Here is an 18,041-nt window from a genome sequence, read left to right as displayed (position 1 = left end):
GGGAGGGCAATTGCTTTTCCCTCCGGCGGCGTCGGCGAGCGACGAACCCAACGGTCAAAGCCTCCCCCGACGAACGAACGGCTATGAGCGAACTCCTCGTTTCGGGCGGTCAGGTCTTGCTCCCGGACCACTCAGTCGAGCGTGCGGACGTACTGCTCGATCAGGACAGCGGCGAGATCGTCGACGTGGGTGATCTCTCCGGCGACGACGAACTCGACGCGTCGGGCGGACTCGTCATTCCCGGGCTCGTCAACGCCCACACCCACGTCGCGATGACGCTGCTTCGCGGCTACGCCGACGACAAACCGCTGGACGCGTGGCTGCAAGAGGACATCTGGCCGGTCGAGGCCGAACTCACCGCCGAGGACGTCCGCGTCGGCACGGAACTGGGACTGATCGAGATGCTCAAATCGGGGACGACCGCCCTGAACGACATGTACTTCTTCATGCCGGAGGTCGTCGAGACCGTCGAGTCGGCCGGCATGCGCGCGCGGCTGGGGTACGGAGCGATCACAGTCGGAAAGGACGACGACGCCGCTCGCGAGGAGATGCGCGACGGTCTCGCGTTCGCTCGCGAGTACGACGGTGCGGCCGACGGACGGATTCGAACCGCGTTCATGCCCCACTCGCTGACGACTGTCGGTGCAGAGTACTACCGGGAGTTCGTGCCACAAGCCCGTGAAGCGGACGTACCGGTCCACCTCCATGCCAACGAGACGACTGACGAGGTCGATCCGATCGTCGACGAACACGGCGAGCGGCCGCTGGAATACGCTGCCCGTCTGGGACTGCTCGAACCGGGTGACTACCTCGCACACGGCGTCCACCTCGACGGCAGCGAGATCGAGTTGCTTGCCGACCGGGGCACGGGCGTGGTCCACTGCCCAGCCTCGAACATGAAGCTCGCCTCCGGGATGGCACCCGTCCAGGACTTGCTCGATGCGGGCGTGCCGGTCGGGCTCGGCACCGACGGCGCGGCCTCGAACAACGATCTTGATATGTTCGACGAGATGCGCGACGCCGCGATGCTCGGCAAACTCGCGGCCGACGACGCCAGCGCGGTCGACGCCGAAAGCGTCGTCGAGATGGCGACCCGCGGCAGTGCCGAGATTCTCGGATTCGACTCCGGGCGAATAGAGCGAGGGGCGAACGCCGACCTGGCCGTGATCGATCTCGACGCCCCGCACCTGACCCCCGCTCACGATCTCGTGAGCCACCTCACATACGCTGCCCGCGGGAGTGACGTCCGACACACCGTCTGTGACGGGCAGGTGTTGATGCGCGATCGCGACGTCCAGGTGTTCGACGAACGGGCCGTCCGGGAACGGGCGAGCGAGCGCGCGAGTGCGCTTGTCGAACGTGCCGAGTAGGATACTAGGGGATATTACCAGATATACCTATTTTCCGAAAACGCTTATCACGGGCAACGTCGGACGATCTCGCGTGAGTTCGAAACATACGTCCAGTCGACCGCGTTTCGAGTATGTTAATTGTGGGAAATCGGTCGTTCCAGCGTCCTACTGGGCAGCGTGCCCTGAGTGTGACGGTGAGTTGCGGGACTCACACCACAGTCGGAAGTGATCAGTCATCGACGGACGGTTCTTCCTCGATAGGCAGTTCGTCGCCGTCTGGTTCGGAGAGTTGTTCGTCGTCGGTCATACCCGGCGATGATTCGTCTTCTTCCAAGACGTTCTCCGCCCAGTCGCCGTAGACGTACCAGACGGCCACGGCCGCCGCGGCGGCGACGTGCGAGAAGGCGATGCCGCCCCAGACGCCCATCGCGCCGATGCCGGCGACGGTGATCAGCAGATACGTCGGCGGGATGCGAACGCCCCACTGAGAGATGATCGAGAAGACCATCGCCGTCCGCGTGGAACCGGCACCGCGGAACCCGGCGTTGATGACCTGGAACGCGCCCATGAAGACGTAGGTCGGGCCGATGATCTTGAAGTAGTCCGTCCCCAGACGAATGACCCCGGGGTCGCCGGGAATGAAAGCCGTCACGAGCGGACGCGCGAGCAGGAACACGAGCACGCTCACGACCCCGAAGACTACGCCGACGATCCCCGTCGAAAGCAGGACCGCACGTTTCGCCCGGTCGTTCTTCCCGGCACCGAGGTTCTGCCCGACAGCCGTCTCGGTCCCGCGGGCAAGCCCGATCGCCGGCAGAAAGACGAACGTGTTGATTCGGTTGCCAATCCCGTAGGCGGCGACGGCAGGGCCGCTGACCATCGCCGCAAGCGCCGTCATGACGGTGTAGGCCAGGGAGTTGGCGCTCTGTTCCGCGGCCGTCGGCACGCCGATGTCGATGATTTTCTTGACCGTGTCGAGCTGGAGGCGCAGATCCGACAGCGAGACCGTCAGTCCGACCCGGTCGGTGAAGATCAGCCAGAACCCGATCGCCGCAGCGATTCCCCTGGAGACGACCGTCGCGACTGCCGCACCCGTCACGCCCAGTCCGGCAAAGCCCGTCGCCGCGTAGAGGTCCGTCTGCAGCGCGAGGAAGTCGACGCCGACGGGGAGCCACTGTGCCCACTCGAACAGGAGATTGTTTCGGAACCCCAGGATGAGGAACGGATCGAGTAGGACGTTCAGCGTCACGCTCGCGCCCATCAGGTACATCGGCGTCACCGTGTCGCCGTACCCCCGCAACAGCGCCTGAAAGATCTGGAAACCGAACATGAAGACGACGCCGACGAAGATGATCCGCGTGTAGACGACCGCCAGCCGGATCGCCTCGGGGTCGGCCGAACCACCGATCAGCGGCAACAGCACCGGCGAGAGGACGAACCCGAGCGACGCCAGCCCGATCGAGACCAGCGAGACGAACGCGATGGTCTGGCCGGCGACGTGACTCACTCGCTCGGTGTTGCCCGCACCGGTGTTCTGTGAGACCAGTACTGTGCCGGCGACGGTCAACCCGCCACCGAGACTGACCATCAGAAAGACGAACGGCAGCGACAGCGACAGCGCAGTCACCGCGTTCTGACCCAGCCGTCCAACCCAGAACGTATCCGCCAGATTGTACGTCACCTGCAGCAACTGGGAGGCGACGATCGGCAGCGACAGCGCGATCAGCGGCCGCAACAGCGGTCCCTCAGTCAGATTGACCGAGTGCCCGGATTCGTCAGCTTCCACGTCTGTCACCTCCTGACCGTCGACACCATCGACTCGCGACCAACATACTGACTAGTTAGTCAGGACCTATCGACGAACAAAAACGTGACGACATCTACGGCGGCTGTTGGAGTGGCCGAAATAAACATCGAGAGAGAATTTTGAACGATAAAAACAGTTTTGAGAGGGCCGTATCAGAAAGGAGGTTCGGTTGAACGGAGTAAACGGGATTCCGGGTTTATGTAGATACAGAGGGGAGTGGCGTACGAGATGCACGCGAAACAGCTTCTGACAGTCGCCGTGGCCGCTGTCGTGGCCCTGTCTGTTATCGGGCCAGCAGCAGCCGCAGACGGACTGGACGTGTCAGTCACCCAGGACGGTGACGACGTCACCGTCACAGTGACAGCGAACAACACCAGCGTCGCCGGGGCCAACGTCACCGTCGACGACGGTAATGTAACCTACGACGAGGCCGGGAACTACACCACCGACGACGAGGGACTCGTCGAGCTTTCGGCTCCCGAGGAGAACGTGACGGTGACGGTCACCGCCTACGCAGACAACGACTCGGCGTCAGCGACGGCCGATCTAATCGCCGAGTCGATCGCAGAAAACGAGACTGAGGAGGAGAACGAGACCGACCTCGACGAAAACGAGACTGAAGAAGATTTCGAAGAGAACGAGACCGACCGGCCGTTCGACATCGACCTCAATCTCACCGTCGACAACGGAACGGCAGATTACAGTAACGTCACTGTCGACGACAGCGAGCCGTTCGGGCTGTACGTCAGTTCATTCGTGCACACGATCATGGGCGAGAACGTCTCCGGTCCGATGGGACAGACCGTCTCAGCGTTCGTGACGACGTTCAACCCCGGCCAGGGTCCGCCCGAGCATGCCGGTCCATCCGGAAACACGACTCAGGGCCCGCCCGAGCATGCCGGTCCATCCGGAAACACGACTCAGGGGCCACCCGAGCATGCCGGACCATCCGGGAACACGACTCAGGGTCCGCCTGAGGACGTTGGTCCATCCGACGACGAAGACGACGAAGCTGAGGACGACGGCCGTCGACGCGGTCCGCCTGAACACGCCAAGGGCGGCCGATAAGCGTCTGTTCTCCACCCGCGGTTGCGACGTCTTCGCCGCTACTGGACCGGATCACTGAAACGTACTAGAAGCGAGATATCCAGCGATTCGAGGGGACCCTTCCGAGAGCAGACGATACCCGTCGTTCAGCACGCTCGCGTTTCGAGCAACCCCGAAGTCAGATTTTAAATACCATCACGGAAGGAGGCACGGTATGGACCGTGTCGAAACAGGTCGGATCGGGGAATCGATACAGCAGCCACCATGAGCCAGCGCGGTATCTCGACAGTCGTGGATGCGACGCTCGCGTTGTTGCTCATCTCCGCGAGTATCCTCGTCGTCGCGACCTCGCTCGCGGCCGACCAGCCCGGGATGGATCTGGAAGCGTCCGATCACGTTTCCGAAACGGTATCCATCTCGACTGCGAACGTGAGCTACTCGCTGAGACCCGTCGTCGACGACATCGACGACGTTGACTTCGAAGACGATGCGTACAGTAACAGCGTCTTCCAGCGCCAGCGGTACGGATCGGTCGCCGACCTGGTCGCGAGCAGTACGATGCTCAACGTCACGATCGAGGGGCGGCAGTTGACCAGAGAGGGGGAGATCTACGCCGACGCTGTCGAAGGATCTCTCATGGAAGCACTGACGGGGCTGGGATACGACGCGTACGTCACTGGCCGGTGGCAGCCGTACGACGGTGCGTCTATCGCGGCCACGGGGACGTACGGGTCCCCGCCCCCGGGAGACGCAGACGTACAACTCGCGACGCTGCGCGTTCCGAGCGGGGTGCAGCCAGTCAGCGAAGACGTCGAAGACGCATACGAGGATGGATACGGTACGGGGCGCAGCGATCAGAAGTACGAACGAGCCGCGGGTGTCCTCGCCGAAACGATCGTCGAACGCTATCTCCCGGCCGGCGAGACGCAGGTCGCACTCGAAGGACAGTGGTTCAGGAGAGATCTGGCCGTCTACAGATACCTCCGAATCGAATCCATACTGGCGGAGACTGAGGCGGACTCCGACTGGGGGGACGAGTATTACCACTTTGATCCCGCGACGGACGAGAACGTGCTGGGTCGAAGCGGAGCCAACGCGACGAAAGCGAACGCGTATCTCGCTCGCGGGACTGACGGGCTGGGTCCGTCGGCTGCGGGCGAGGCTGACGGACTGAGAGGTGTCATCGAGGACGATCTCAAAGAAACGATTTCCCATGAAGAAATGAAATCCTTCGACGAATCTTCGTCGATCGAAGAGATAGTCATCACAGTTCGGGTGTGGCGCGCATGACGAACGAGCGACCGTCGACAGTCACGATCGCAGAGAGCGATCGCGGCCGGATTCCGTTCGCACTGATCGGCGTCGTCCTGCTTGCAACGAGTTCCATCGCCGTCGTGTCCCTCCAGACCAGAACGGATCCCAGAGCCGACACTGACGTCGCGACGGCGTTCGATCGGATAGAGACGACGACGCACGTGACCCTCCGAGAGGCGGCCACGACGGGGCTCAGGGACGCAGCAGCCGCTCCAGTGACCGAGACGGCTGATACAGCCCTGGGAAATGCTATTAAGGGAGGCAGTGCCGACGATACGTTCAGGAATTACGTCAGGCTCCGGATCTACCTGGCTGCCAGAGAGAAACTCGCACGAACTGATCAAGCGGTCGGCAACGGCGTGACCGCGAGCGCGTCGCTCCCGCCGGTCGAAGGCGGCGCAGACAGTATTGAGGCAGCGCTCGACCGCGTCGAAATGAGCGCGGGCTATTACGACAGCGATCTCGAAACCGGCGTCGTCGCCGTGACGATCGAAAACGTCACTCTCACAGTCGAAAGCGACGCCGGACGCGAGACAGCACAGCGGACGTTCGAGTTGACCGTCCCCACGACAGTCTTCGAGATGCACGAGAAAACCCAGGAGTACGAGCGGCGACTCAACGTCGGCTTCTTCGAGCCAGGTTTCGACGGCGACCGGCTGTACTACGGCTTCGGCAGGAAGTTCGCGGTCCGACAGTATCCCGTCTCCTGGGCGAAGACGTATTTCGATCGGTTCGGGCCGAAGAAATGGGACCGCGCTTTCGAACCGATCCACGACGACCGATCGACCGAGATCCTCGCCAACCTCGCCGCGTTCGACGTGCAGCAAGCGACGTTCGGAACGGCGGATCCCGCCGTCGATCGAATCAGGCGCGAGCGAATGACGTGTTTCGCGCTATCGACCGGCTACAAGGTGTACGATGCCGTATCGAAAAACGGCACAACCACGAGTGACGTATCCGATGTTGGGGACGTCAGCGAGGCCGCACTCGAAAACGCAACCGATGCGTCGTCCGATGACGGAAGAATACAAGTAAACGAAGACACGCTCTGTCGGGCGACACGGTACATGATGGGTAACTCCGAGGGCGGACTCGGTGATCCACCGAGTATCCGGAAGATGACCGAGGGGTTCATCAAAGACAAGGCCGGGAACGTCGGAGGAGCGGTCGAGATCGAGGTCAATCCCTTCGCCGATGCGTCCTACTACGGGATACGCTACGGCGATCGAGCGGAGTCGCTGACTGATCTCAATAATCGCGATGATATCAGCGTGGACTGGCCGCCTGGCGAGACCGATCCTGAAGGCGACGACGCGTGGAGCGACGTCAAAGACAACGTCGATGGATCCGGCGAAGACAGTGAAGACCTGCTGAGCGGGATGGAACTTGACCCTGACACGAGATTTGACGAGGTGATCGGCCACGTCTACGATGTCGAGGTCGACGTCTCCGAAGACGTAAGCAGAGACGGGCCACGACCCTGGGCACCGGAACCGCCCGGGGACAACTGGACGGAGGTCGAAAGCGAGCGGCGCTACGAGGTCGTCGATGCGGACGATGTGGAAGTCACGACCGAGCGGGGTCCCGATACGAACATCGAGGGAGACAGGTGGTCAGACCTGCGCAACGTGGCCGCTACGATAGAAAACGAGCTTAAGCACGTCCGAAAGTGGCGGCGTATGGAGGGAAACGGGCAGAACGTTCGTGTCAACACCACCACAACGACGGCCACGCGTAACGTAACCTTCGAGTCCGACGTCGACATCGACGCCAAGCACAGCCAGCGCACGCAGGTCGACGATCTCGGGACCGAGCACGTATACGAGAGCGGCGGAGAGGCCGGCCCGGAGGACGTGCCGAACTTCGAGCGCGTCCCGCAAAGGTCCCTGAGTAAGGTGTTCGGCGTCGAGCTGTCCACGGAGGACGAACTCGAAGCGAAACTGGACGACAAGATCGATACGGGGTCGATCGTTTCCGAAGACAGGATGGGAGAAGCAGTCACCAGTAGGACAGACACCTTCGAACCCGACGTGCTCGAAGAAGCGGAACGCGAAACGCTGGAAACGTGGATCGAAGATGAGGTCGACGACGTTCGAGCGACGGTGAAAGACGAAATCCCACCGGTCGAGGTCGGCCCGACCACGTTCGTCGACGGCGAACCGATTCTCGATGGGCTTCGAGAGAATATCAGTGATATGAAATCGAGGCTGGTCTACGGGGACGGTCCGGGCGGGCCATACGAGAATCCCAAGGCGAAGGTCCGCGCGGAGGCCACCAAGGTCTATCTCGACAACGTCTTCGAGTGGACGTCGAGATTCGACGACAAGGCAACAGATACGAAAAATACGGCGCAAGACGAGGTGATGGCGCCCCTGGACGTGGCCGACGGTGAGATCGCAGAGGTGGTCTCGTTCGCCCAGCGGGTGATTGCGGGTGACGTGGACATGGCGGGAGATGCAGATTTCGAAGGATCGCCGCTATACGACGACGTGAAGTTCACGATCGACGCATCGCCAGCGTATCTCGAATCGGCGACAGTGAATCGAACCGAGCTACCGGCGGTGCGCGCCTCCGGTGACGGGTTCACCGATCTCGATGACGGGGTCGAACACGGCCCAATGGTGACCAAATACGATAACGTCTTCCTGCCGCGGTCGGGCGCCCCGTTGGTCCCGTGGCCGGGGTTCTGGTATGCGACGCTGAGTACCTGGGGCCTGCAGATCGACGGCGAGTACGCCCGGTTCGAACTCAGAGCAGACGTTAGTGATCCGTCGACATCGGAACCGGTCCGGTACATTCGCGACGACCGGGAGGTCGCCGTCGAACTGGCCGACGGTGCGATGACTGCCGGATCGGTCACCCCGATCGACTTCAGGAGCGACACGGTAGTCGCCGTCATCGTGCCCAGCTACACGAAAGCCGCCACGGGAAAGCCGGGGATCGGTGATCCATGGGGGAAGCGATACGGCTGTGCCGGCCCGTATCCGGAAACTGGACCGGAACCGGACGAGGACAGCTGTAACTGGATCACGGATTGACGCGTCAGGCGATCTGAACGACAGCCGACGACGACCAGCGCCCGGCGGGCAGCAGCAATTCCCGGGCTGCCCGGAGCGACACCCTTATTCTGCCGACTCCACGAGTTACAGACAGTCTTGGGGCCATGAGCACCGACAGCCAGGAGTCAGAGGACGCCTTCGAGCAGGCCTGCGCGGAGTTGATCGACCGGATCCTCGAGGACGACCTCCAGCGGGACGGCGTCGAGCAAGCGAAACGCGAGGTTTGCTCGAAGCACGGCTCTCACAAGGTCCCGAAAAACTCCGAACTCCTCGATCGCGCACCGGACGGGCAACGCAAGGAACTAGAGTCAGTCCTGCGGCGCAAGCCCGTCCGAACCGCCTCGGGAGTCGCGCCGGTTGCGATCATGACCTCACCCGAGCGCTGTCCGCACGGCAAGTGTCTCTACTGTCCGGGCGGGCCGGATTCGGAGTTCTCCAGCGCCCAGAGTTACACCGGCAACGAACCCGCCGCCGCACGGGGCAAGCAAAACGACTACGACCCCTACGGCCAGGTGACGTTGCGACTCAATCAGTTGCGCGAGATCGGACATACCGTCGACAAGGTCGAATTGATCCTGATGGGCGGGACGATGACCGCACGCAGCCACGACTACCAGGAGTGGTTCGTCAAGCGCGCCTTAGAGGCGATGAACGACTTCGACCCCGAGGCGGAGCCGGAACCCGCCGAGGGGGTCAGTTTCGCCCAGGATCCCGATGAGTACGAGTTCACGTATCTCGAAGACGTGATCGAGGAAAACGAGACCGGAAACATCCGCAATATCGGGACGACCTTCGAGACCAAGCCCGACTGGTGTGGGCCCGAGCAGATCGATCGGATGCTGCGACTGGGCGGAACCAAAGTCGAGGTCGGCGTCCAGACGACCTACGAGCGGATCAACCGCGAGATGCACCGCGGCCACGGAATCCAGGCCAGCATCGACGCGACCCGACGGCTCCGGGACGCTGGCTTCAAGGTCGGCTATCACATGATGCCTGGCCAGCCCGGGATGAGCAAGGAGATGGCCATCGAAGACTTCAGGCGCATCTTCGAACACAGCGATTGGCGGCCGGATTATCTCAAGATCTACCCCACACTGATCGTCGAGGGGACCGCGACCTACGACATGTGGCACCGCGACGACTACGAGCCTCTCTCCAGCGAGGAGGCCGCGGAACTGGTCGCGGAGATCAAGGACCTCATTCCGAAGTACACGCGCCTGCAGCGCGTCCAGCGAGACATTCCCGCAGACTTCATCGAGGCGGGCGTCCAGAAGTCCAATCTCCGCCAGCTCGCGCGCCAGCGGATGGACGAGAAGGGGACGTCCTGTGATTGCATCCGGTGTCGTGAGGTCGGGATGAACGACGAAGATCCCGAAGACGTGACCCTCGACACCCTCACGTATGAGGCCGGGGGCGGGACGGAACATTTCATCAGCTACGAGGACCGCGACCGCGATCTCCTGGTGGGCTTCTGTCGGCTCCGGTTCCCGAACGAGCCGACACGCGAGGAGTTGCAGGACGCCGCACTCGTTCGAGAGCTGCACGTCTACGGAAACACCGTCGGCGTCGGCGACCGGGGCGCGACGGGCGACGTGCCCGACTGGCAACACCAGGGCTACGGCCGGAAGCTGCTAGGTGAGGCCGAACGACGCGCTCGCGAGGCCGGCTTCGAGAAGCTGAGCGTCATCAGCGGGATCGGTGCGCGCGAATACTATCGAGAAAAGCTCGGGTACGTCCAGGACGGCCCATACGTGAGCAAACAGCTATGACATCCTCCGCGCCGTGAACAGAGAGGGACTACGTCCCTCAAGCAGTCGGGCGAAGCCCGACGACGGCGCGGTTTCCTCCGTGGGAGTCCCAGCCGGCCTACGACTCCCCGGAGGCAACATTCTCGCTGTGGTGAACGGTACTCGGGTCTGTGCGCTGTTCTTTGGGACGATGAGAGCGTGGTGACTCCGACCAGTCGTGGTCGTCCCACTCGAACCGCACGGGCCGTGCCATCGGCCTGACTGCCTTCTCAGTGTGCCGTCTCAGGAACGTTTCTGACGCTGTGAGGTCGGCGTGGCCCTCAAACCCACAGGGACAGGTGAGCGTGTCCTGATGCCGCGTCGTTCGGTCTGTCGAACCGCACTGTGGGCACTCTTGACTCGTCCATGCTTCCGACCGGACCTTTACCGAGATACCGTATTCCTCGGCGGTACAGACCAGCCGCTCAGTGAACTGCTTGAACGCCCAGAAGTTATGAGTCTTCGCGTTGGTTTCGACCGACCAGTGCGTCTCCAGCACGTCGGTCAAGCCACCGATATACACCGTATCGACACCCTCGGCGTACAGTCGTTCGAGCAGGTCACGGTACAGTGCTTCTTGTGCGTGGTCACGACGACGGGTTCGCTTGCGGTACAGTCGCCGGATACGTTTGCTACTGTACCTGCCGTCTTCGAGTTTCGACTGTAACCGGGCGATTTCTCGCGTTGTGTTCCGGAATCGCTGGAACAACTCGCGGCCTTCGTACAGGTATTGCTCGCCAGTCGTGGTGGTACAGGCGACGAGATTGTTCGCACCAATGTCCAGAGCGGCCGTCTCGTCGGCCAGTGGAGTGTCCCGTGCATATGTAACAGTCACGGGTTGCGAAGCTCGGAAGGTGCTATCAGTCTCGTCGTACCACAGTTCCAACCGACTCTGGTCCTCGTAGTCGGGCCAGTTCGGGTTGCCAACAATTTCCAGTCGGAGACGGCTCTTTGGGCTGTCGTGCCTACCCCGGAGTTCTTTTCCGACGACAATCTCAATCCGGGAGCGGTCGCCCCATTCGACGCTGTATGCGTCCTTTCGTATGACGCCTTTGAGAACACGTCCGTCGTCTTCGTTGTCGAGGCGAATCTACGATTCGCCGACCATTGGAAATCTCCGATTTCCAAGACCACGGAACCCCGGTGGTTCTGGATGTTCCGTGACCGACGTGTTCGACTCGTCGTGATACTGGTCTTTGAGCGTGAAGAACGACTCCCACGCTTCTGTGTTCTTCCCGATCACTTCGTTCCAGAGAGCAGCGGAAGCGTCCAACAGGTCCCGTAGCACCTGCTCATCGTTGTCTGTGAGCGCGCGCACGGCGAACGTGTTGGTGCGCTTCACGACAATGGTGCGCTTCACGACAACAGACGTTTATACTTTTAGTCTTAAAGTCTTTTCGTATGCGCCCGAACATCGACATCTCGCACACGCTCGGTGGCCGAGTGAAAGACTACGCAGAAGCAAATGACTTGGACCTCTCAGAAGCCTATGCAGAGGTGTTAGAAGCCGGGCTTGATACGTTGGAGACTCAAGACCAGCAGTAACACGGCGGTTTCTTGACGGAGATTACGCGCTTCACGCCCGCCCTGTTCGGTCCTCGGTTCCGACTGCGTGTCGGAACACTCGTCCCTCACGGGAAGGGCGGGACTCTCGCGCTGTTACAGGTAGCGGTCTTTTCCCCCACGTCCGGGAATTTCGCCACAGTCGGCAGGTATATGAGACACGATCACATGTGTCGAAACGGATCGCCATGCAACTGTGCCAGCGCTGTCAGACGGTTATCGACGAGTACACTCTGGACAAACAACTCGAACCGTTGCGTGACCTCACGGTCGACGACTTCAACGTCTGTGCGGACTGCGTGACGATCGGCGCGGACGCGTGCGTGGAGTGTGGCGGCGCAGTGTACGTTCCACGGGGCGGATCTGCCGTCCCCGACTACTGTCCGGCCTGTCGGGCCGAGCTGATCGAACGGACCGGGACCGATCCCGGATGGACGCGAGAATCGTCCTCGGCCTGATCCTGTCCGGGAGTCCCTCGTAACGGACTCCGGTACTCCGTCGTACTGGATGTCACCATCGACGGATAGCAGCAGCATAGGAGGGCGTCATAGAAGTGTTCACAAGGTGTTTTCATGCACTTCCGGCTCGCGAAACCAGCTGATATCGTAGTCTTCCACAGAAGGGGTGCATTTATCATTCTGTGCTATAGAATGCGTCTCATGCCAGTTAATTCGGATGATCCTCCACAGATCCAGACACTTAAGTGCGAAGATGTGGCGTGGCCATCCGAAGATCAACGGATTCTCGTGCCATTCCACGAGGCTGTGAACGTCACCGAAACCGGTCTTCTCGGGGCTAGTATCGCCAGCGGGACAGACGGCACACTCTATCTTCTCCACGCTGTCGAGCCGGGTGACACGAAGAACACGGACGTTGTCCGTCATGACGCGGGCACCAAGTTCATGATCAAGCAGGAGTTCGACGTGCCTGTCGTTCAACAGCGAAAAGAACTCTCTGACGATCTCTTGCACTCGTTCATCGAGAGTCACGATATCACGAGTGTCCTCATCGACAAAGAGGAAGAGAGTTTTTTCTCTCGGATGGGATCCGATCAGACGGACGGCTTGCAGTGTCACACTATCGTCGGGTCAGGAATGCCCGCATTCGACTCACCGACAAGTATTCTCGTGCCAGTCGCTGGAGGTCCCCACTCCGGGCTTGCAATACGGATCGCGGAGGCGATCGCTACCGCGTACGGCTGTTCGATCGAACTGCTTCACGTCATCTCCGAAGACGCCTCTGAACAGCGGGAAAACGATGCAGCGAAACTGCTTGATACCTGCCGTTCTCGGGTCGCTGAGTCGATCGAAGTACATTGTGACGTTCTCTGCAAACCTGATGTGGCCGACACGATCATCGAACAGTCTGAAACGCGTGATTTGACCGTTCTCGGGGCGCCAGAAAAAGGAGAACTCCGTCGATATATCTTCGGATCCACAGTAGACGACATAATGAACAACACCGACCCACAACCGATACTGACAGTCCATCGGAAGGACACAGAATCCTTGATTTCGCGCTGGTTCTGACTGCCGCGACATCCGACAGTCGAAATCACACACGACACACTCCCGCGATTAATTGCATCTCTGCACCTCTCAAAATCCATTTCAACAGTTGCGTCGCCGTGAGACAACACCACTGGTTGATTCGGTGCTCGTTATCTGAACCAACTATCAGACAGAATTTACGACCGTCCCGTCGATCGTGCCGCTATTGGGACTGGATTTGCTCCCAGACCTCGACACAGTCATCGCAGAGATATCCGGTGAATCCGTCTACGTCGTACCGCTCAACAGACCCATCCGACCCACATCGTTCACATTTCATGGTTCTTCCGTTCGAAGTTCACGACCTCTATTATAGGTTTATTGATGCCAGTCATCGTGTCCCAAACACCTCTAAGGCGTCTTTCTCTAGCCCCGTTTTCGAGAACAGGGAAATCACGTCTCCCGCCTCGATAACCGTTTCACCTTTTGGCGTGATGACGTCACCGTCCCGTTCAACACCGACCACCAGCATCTCGTCAGCCAACAACCCCTCATCGACCGCCTCTTCGATAGTCAACCCGGCAACCTCGGCCCCCTCTGACACAGTGAATTCGACGACTTCCGCTCCGCCAGCGAGCCCCATGAAATCCGTCAATGACGGCCCCTTCGGGGCGTCTTCCGGTCCGAACGGGTCGTACGGTCGGTGGTACTCCTTTTCGATCACGCTCTCGTCCTCAATATCGAGCCCGATGTCCGACAGCTCACCCGCAATGCGGCCGATATCGTTCGTGTCCGATCCGACAGCCGTTATTGCCAGGTTCGCGTTACCAGTCATCAACTCCCGGACGGTCACGACGCCCGAAACCTCCAGGGCCGCCTGTGCGAGGCGGTCACGCTCTGGAATCGGAGCTGTACAGCTAAACTGGTAGGTGACGTGTCCTTCGATGGATTTGTAGTCGATGTCCGCAAGGTAGCCCCGCAGAACCCCTTCCTCTTCGAGTTGACGGATTCGATTCCGGATCGTCGCTGGTGTCACCTCCATCTCGTCGGCGATTTCCGGCGCCGCCGTGTTCCTCGCATCCTTTGCCAGATAATAGAGGATGCGCTTGTCGATCTCGTCGATGCGAGATACCATACGAGAGCTACGGTCATAACGCATAATTAACCCCCGATTTGGCTGCGCAACCACTCACTGTTAGACGACCTATATATCATATACACCCATCAATGTTATGGAAGAGGGAAATATCCCCCCATATATTTCTCCTTCGAAAATGAAACGCGAAGTGTTATGCTGTGTCGATAATCTAGGAGAGTGTAGATCACTTCCACGGCAAGACATCCGCACATGTCGTTCGAAGCAGCCCATCCCGAACCATCGTCGTTCGAATAGATGGGCGAGAATCAGCAGGGAGGCACTCAACATATGACTGCAACTGACCCTACTCCGCCGGGGACAGACGCGATTGACCCACGGGCGGGCGAAGAACTCGTTCATATGGAGGACCACGGCGCGTATACATTCGTGGTCGTCAAACGCCCGGATGCACCAGAGGGGGCGCGTGGCCCCTTCGCCTACCACGTCAGGTGGATTCCAGATATCGACGGTGACGGTGGTTCATATCGATGGCAGTACCTCGGGGAGACCTACGACGAAGAGGAGGAGAAGCAACATGACTGAATCAGTTCTCGAGCGAACCATTGTTCCAGTAGCTGATCCTGACGACGCAGCGGCGACGACAGAGGCAGTCGCTTCGCACGTTGACGACGTTGGTGGGACCGTGATCGCCGTCCACGTCATCGAAAAAGCCGGTGGTGCGCTCGATAAAGCCTCCGTTGAACAGCGCGAGCAGGCGGCACGAGACCTGTTCGCTGTTGTCAGGGATGGCCTCAGCGATACTGGTATCACCCTCGAAACGGAGATTCTGTACGGCACCGATGTCGCACAGACGCTCATCGATGCGGCACACGACCTCGACGCAAGTGCTATTGTGTTTACACCACGCGGTGGGAGTCGCTGGCAGAAATTGTTAAGTGGGGACGTTACGCACCACCTCCTCAACAACAGTGACGTCCCGATCCTGGTCTTTCCCGAGGAAGACGTGAGTGAATCATGATCCGGATCGAACACCACCTATCCAAGCAGACCACAGACCGCTAATCCATCTCAGATATGTACATCATCATTGTTGGCGCAGGCGATATCGGAACACCATTGATCGATATTGCGACACGCTCCGGAAACGAGGTTGTAGTGATCGAGAGAGACGCACAGAGAGCCGACGCTATCGCCGGCGAGCACGACTGCCTGGTGCTCAATGCAGATGCCACGTCGAAAGAAACACTCAGCGACGCCGGGGCTGGGCGAGCAGACGCCATTATCTCGACGACTGATCAAGACGCGACGAACGTCATGATCTGTCTGCTCGCAGCGGAATTTGATATCCCAGCAATCACGTCGGTGGTCCACAACCCCGAGCACATGAATCTCTTCCGTCAGATCGACGTGAATACGATCGAAAACCCGCAGCAACTCATCGCCGGGCATCTCTACCGAGCGGTCGCCCGACCAGCTATCGTCGATTACATGCGGATCGGCGATCAGGCAGAGGTCTTCGAAATCACGGTCACAGAGGACGCACCGGTTGCTGGAAAGACACTCACTGAAGCTGGTAAAGAGGGGATCCTGTCGGACGATGTCTTGATTGTCGCCATCGAACGTGAGGATAACAACAAACCAATAACACCGCGCGGGCAGACGCGAATCAAAGCGAACGATCTGTTAACTGTTTATTCCGCAACCGGGGCCAACCCCGAGCTCACGGACATTTTCGGACATTACGAAGACCGGACGACATAACAACGGAATCGAATCTGGGCAGTGAATCTCAATATATGTTGAAAGTAGATACGAAGGCTGTCGGACGTGACGTTGGACGCATCGTGCAGGCGATCTCTCTGATGATGATGGTGTCCATCTTTGTGGCAGCTGTGAACGCCGAGTTCTACGCGATTCCTGCATTCGTCGTCTCTGCGATCGTCATGGCCGGGATCGGGACTGGCCTCGTCTGGCGGTATCGTGGCGCGGATCCGCCGGAAAAACGCGAGGCGATGGTCACCGCTGCATCAGCATGGGCGCTGATCGGTGTCCTCGGTGGGTTGCCATTCCTCCTCATCGCCTGGACGATCCAGATCGATCCGTTTCCTGTCTGGACCAACACGCCACCGATGGATTCGACAACTGAGGTATTCCTCCGTCCGCTGGATGCGGTGTTCGAGAGCATGAGCGGCTTCACCGGGACCGGTCTCACGATGGCTGCTGTCGAAGAAGAACTGCCCCGATCGCTCCACTGGTGGCGATCGTTCATCGAGTGGGTCGGTGGTGTCGGTGTCATCGTGCTAACCGTCGCCATCCTCCGACGGGGCGGGGGACACAGTGGCTCGTACACCCTCTACGAGAGCGAAGCCCGCTCGGAAAAGATCCATCCGAGTATCGTGACGACCGTCCGTGAGATCTGGAAGATCTTCGTGGGTCTCACGCTCGGCTCGATCATTCTGTTTGTGCTCGTCGGGATGCCGCTGTGGGATGCGATTAACCACGGGATGACTGGCATAGCGACGGGTGGATTCTCCGTGCACGCGGATTCGATCGGCCATTACGGCAGTCCGTTGATCGAGTACGCAACGGTCCCCGTGATGGTCGCGGGGAGTATCGCCTTCCCCGTCCACTATCTGATCTTCAAGGGGGAAATTCGGAACTTCTACACCGATCTGCAAACGCGATGGGTGTTCATCTGGTTCACTATCGGCTCACTCCTGCTGACAGTGATCCTCTACGCGAACGGCCAGTACTCTTCGCTCGAAGAGACGTTTCGGATCAGCCTCTTCCAGTTCGTCTCGGCGACGTCGAACACGGGCTTCGGCAGTACGACGATCGGCGGTGGGACGGAACAGGTCTGGAGTGCCGGTGCGACACTGCTGGCGTGTGTCGGGATGCTCACTGGCGCGGCGGCCGGTTCGACGGTCAGTGGCCTGAAACTCATCCGGGTTGCTACGCTCGTCAAAGGGACAGTCTGGCAGATTCAAGAGGTGTTCCACCCGTCGAGTGCGATTCGGTACCTGAATATCGATGGCCGGCGACTCGACGAGGAACAGGCCCAGCGCGAGTACACGGAAGCGACAGTCGTGTTCGTCCTCTGGCTCACATTTCTGGCGATCGGTGTTGCCGTCCTCCTACGTGTTCTCTCACCGGCCCATCCACTGGAATACGTAATCTTCGACGTGATGAGCGCCCAGAGCAACGTGGGACTCGATTCCGGGATTACCGGGTCGACCATGCCTGCTCCCGCCAAAGGGATGTTGATCATCAACATGTGGGTCGGGCGGCTTGAAATCATTCCAGTGGCCGTGTTGGTCGGTTCGCTCCTCCAACGCCTTAATCTATACCGATAAGACAGTTAGACGACACATACTGACTCTTGAAGTACTCACTCAGACAGTGTGTATTCGCTCTGTGATCATCGTACTCTTTGTAAACGAGACTCAATGATTCAGGAATCATCACGGTCTATTGCTCACCGGTCTCTACCGATTCGTAACTCGAGTATGCCAACTGTTCTATG

The 18,041-nt window shown here is 59.9% G+C and carries 14 protein-coding genes and 1 pseudogene; 12 read left to right on the top strand and 3 right to left on the bottom strand.

Going from position 1 to position 18,041, the window contains the following annotated elements; translation table 11 throughout:
- Nucleotides 1-83 precede the first annotated feature (83 nt).
- Nucleotides 84-1,370, top strand: coding sequence for an amidohydrolase (locus OB916_RS00315; protein ID WP_315907283.1), 1,287 nt, complete (start codon nucleotides 84-86; stop codon nucleotides 1,368-1,370).
- 211 nt (nucleotides 1,371-1,581) lie between these two features.
- Here OB916_RS00315 and OB916_RS00310 read toward each other — a convergent pair whose 3' ends face one another.
- The gene (locus OB916_RS00310) at nucleotides 1,582-3,138 is read right to left on the bottom strand and encodes an MATE family efflux transporter (RefSeq protein ID WP_315907282.1); all 1,557 of its coding nucleotides are present in this window, start codon (nucleotides 3,136-3,138) and stop codon (nucleotides 1,582-1,584) included.
- Between the two features lie 249 nt (nucleotides 3,139-3,387).
- On the opposite strand from OB916_RS00310, the gene OB916_RS00305 reads away from it, so the two are divergent.
- The 4 genes from OB916_RS00305 (at nucleotide 3,388) to OB916_RS00290 (ending at nucleotide 10,348) form a co-directional block, all read left to right on the top strand.
- Complete coding sequence (locus tag OB916_RS00305) at nucleotides 3,388-4,227, top strand: proline-rich domain-containing protein (RefSeq protein ID WP_315907281.1); 840 nt, start codon at nucleotides 3,388-3,390, stop codon at nucleotides 4,225-4,227.
- A gap of 243 nt (nucleotides 4,228-4,470) precedes the next feature.
- Nucleotides 4,471-5,496: a DUF7284 family protein gene (locus OB916_RS00300; RefSeq protein WP_315907280.1), complete on the top strand. Its 1,026-nt coding sequence runs from the start codon at nucleotides 4,471-4,473 to the stop codon at nucleotides 5,494-5,496.
- Nucleotides 5,493-8,558, top strand: coding sequence for a DUF7286 family protein (locus OB916_RS00295; protein WP_315907279.1), 3,066 nt, complete (start codon nucleotides 5,493-5,495; stop codon nucleotides 8,556-8,558). Before OB916_RS00300 ends, OB916_RS00295 begins: the two co-directional genes overlap by 4 nt.
- A 125-nt stretch (nucleotides 8,559-8,683) precedes the next feature.
- Entirely contained in the window at nucleotides 8,684-10,348 is a 1,665-nt protein-coding gene (locus OB916_RS00290; protein WP_315907278.1) for a tRNA uridine(34) 5-carboxymethylaminomethyl modification radical SAM/GNAT enzyme Elp3, read from the top strand.
- Between the two features lie 97 nt (nucleotides 10,349-10,445).
- Here the strand turns inward: OB916_RS00290 and OB916_RS00285 are convergent.
- Nucleotides 10,446-11,708 (bottom strand): annotated as a pseudogene (locus OB916_RS00285) (RNA-guided endonuclease InsQ/TnpB family protein).
- A 59-nt stretch (nucleotides 11,709-11,767) separates the two neighbouring features.
- Here OB916_RS00285 and OB916_RS00280 point away from each other — a divergent pair.
- The 3 genes from OB916_RS00280 to OB916_RS00270 all read left to right on the top strand — a co-directional run bounded on the left by OB916_RS00280 (nucleotide 11,768) and on the right by OB916_RS00270 (nucleotide 13,458).
- Nucleotides 11,768-11,911, top strand: coding sequence for a hypothetical protein (locus tag OB916_RS00280; protein ID WP_315907277.1), 144 nt, complete (start codon nucleotides 11,768-11,770; stop codon nucleotides 11,909-11,911).
- Nucleotides 11,912-12,117: 206 nt separating this feature from the next.
- The gene (locus OB916_RS00275) at nucleotides 12,118-12,387 is read left to right on the top strand and encodes a DUF7571 family protein (protein ID WP_315907796.1); all 270 of its coding nucleotides are present in this window, start codon (nucleotides 12,118-12,120) and stop codon (nucleotides 12,385-12,387) included.
- A 114-nt stretch (nucleotides 12,388-12,501) separates the two neighbouring features.
- Nucleotides 12,502-13,458, top strand: a complete 957-nt coding sequence (locus OB916_RS00270) for a universal stress protein (RefSeq protein WP_315907276.1) — start codon at nucleotides 12,502-12,504, stop codon at nucleotides 13,456-13,458.
- A 352-nt stretch (nucleotides 13,459-13,810) separates the two neighbouring features.
- Here OB916_RS00270 and OB916_RS00265 read toward each other — a convergent pair whose 3' ends face one another.
- Nucleotides 13,811-14,554, bottom strand: coding sequence for an Lrp/AsnC family transcriptional regulator (locus OB916_RS00265; protein WP_315907275.1), 744 nt, complete (start codon nucleotides 14,552-14,554; stop codon nucleotides 13,811-13,813).
- A gap of 291 nt (nucleotides 14,555-14,845) precedes the next feature.
- Here OB916_RS00265 and OB916_RS00260 point away from each other — a divergent pair, with 291 nt between their 5' ends.
- The 4 genes from OB916_RS00260 to OB916_RS00245 are packed head-to-tail and all read left to right on the top strand — an operon-like array spanning nucleotide 14,846 to nucleotide 17,871.
- Nucleotides 14,846-15,100, top strand: coding sequence for a hypothetical protein (locus tag OB916_RS00260; RefSeq protein ID WP_315907274.1), 255 nt, complete (start codon nucleotides 14,846-14,848; stop codon nucleotides 15,098-15,100).
- Nucleotides 15,093-15,536 carry a universal stress protein gene (locus OB916_RS00255; protein ID WP_315907273.1) on the top strand — a complete coding sequence of 148 codons (444 nt, stop codon included), beginning with the start codon at nucleotides 15,093-15,095 and terminating at the stop codon, nucleotides 15,534-15,536. Before OB916_RS00260 ends, OB916_RS00255 begins: the two co-directional genes overlap by 8 nt.
- Before the next feature lie 56 nt (nucleotides 15,537-15,592).
- A complete protein-coding gene (locus OB916_RS00250; RefSeq protein ID WP_315907272.1) occupies nucleotides 15,593-16,279 on the top strand; it encodes a potassium channel family protein in 687 nt (228 codons plus the stop codon).
- A 35-nt stretch (nucleotides 16,280-16,314) separates the two neighbouring features.
- Nucleotides 16,315-17,871 (top strand): TrkH family potassium uptake protein, encoded by a 1,557-nt coding sequence (locus OB916_RS00245; protein ID WP_390883999.1) that lies wholly within the window; start codon nucleotides 16,315-16,317, stop codon nucleotides 17,869-17,871.
- Nucleotides 17,872-18,041 lie beyond the last annotated feature (170 nt).

Source organism: Halapricum hydrolyticum (genome assembly GCF_025517535.1).
In the GTDB taxonomy this organism is placed as follows: Archaea; Halobacteriota; Halobacteria; order Halobacteriales; family Haloarculaceae; genus Halapricum; species Halapricum hydrolyticum.
The sequence above is the reverse complement of the archived record's forward strand: the minus strand, read 5'-3'. Positions and strand labels throughout refer to the sequence as shown.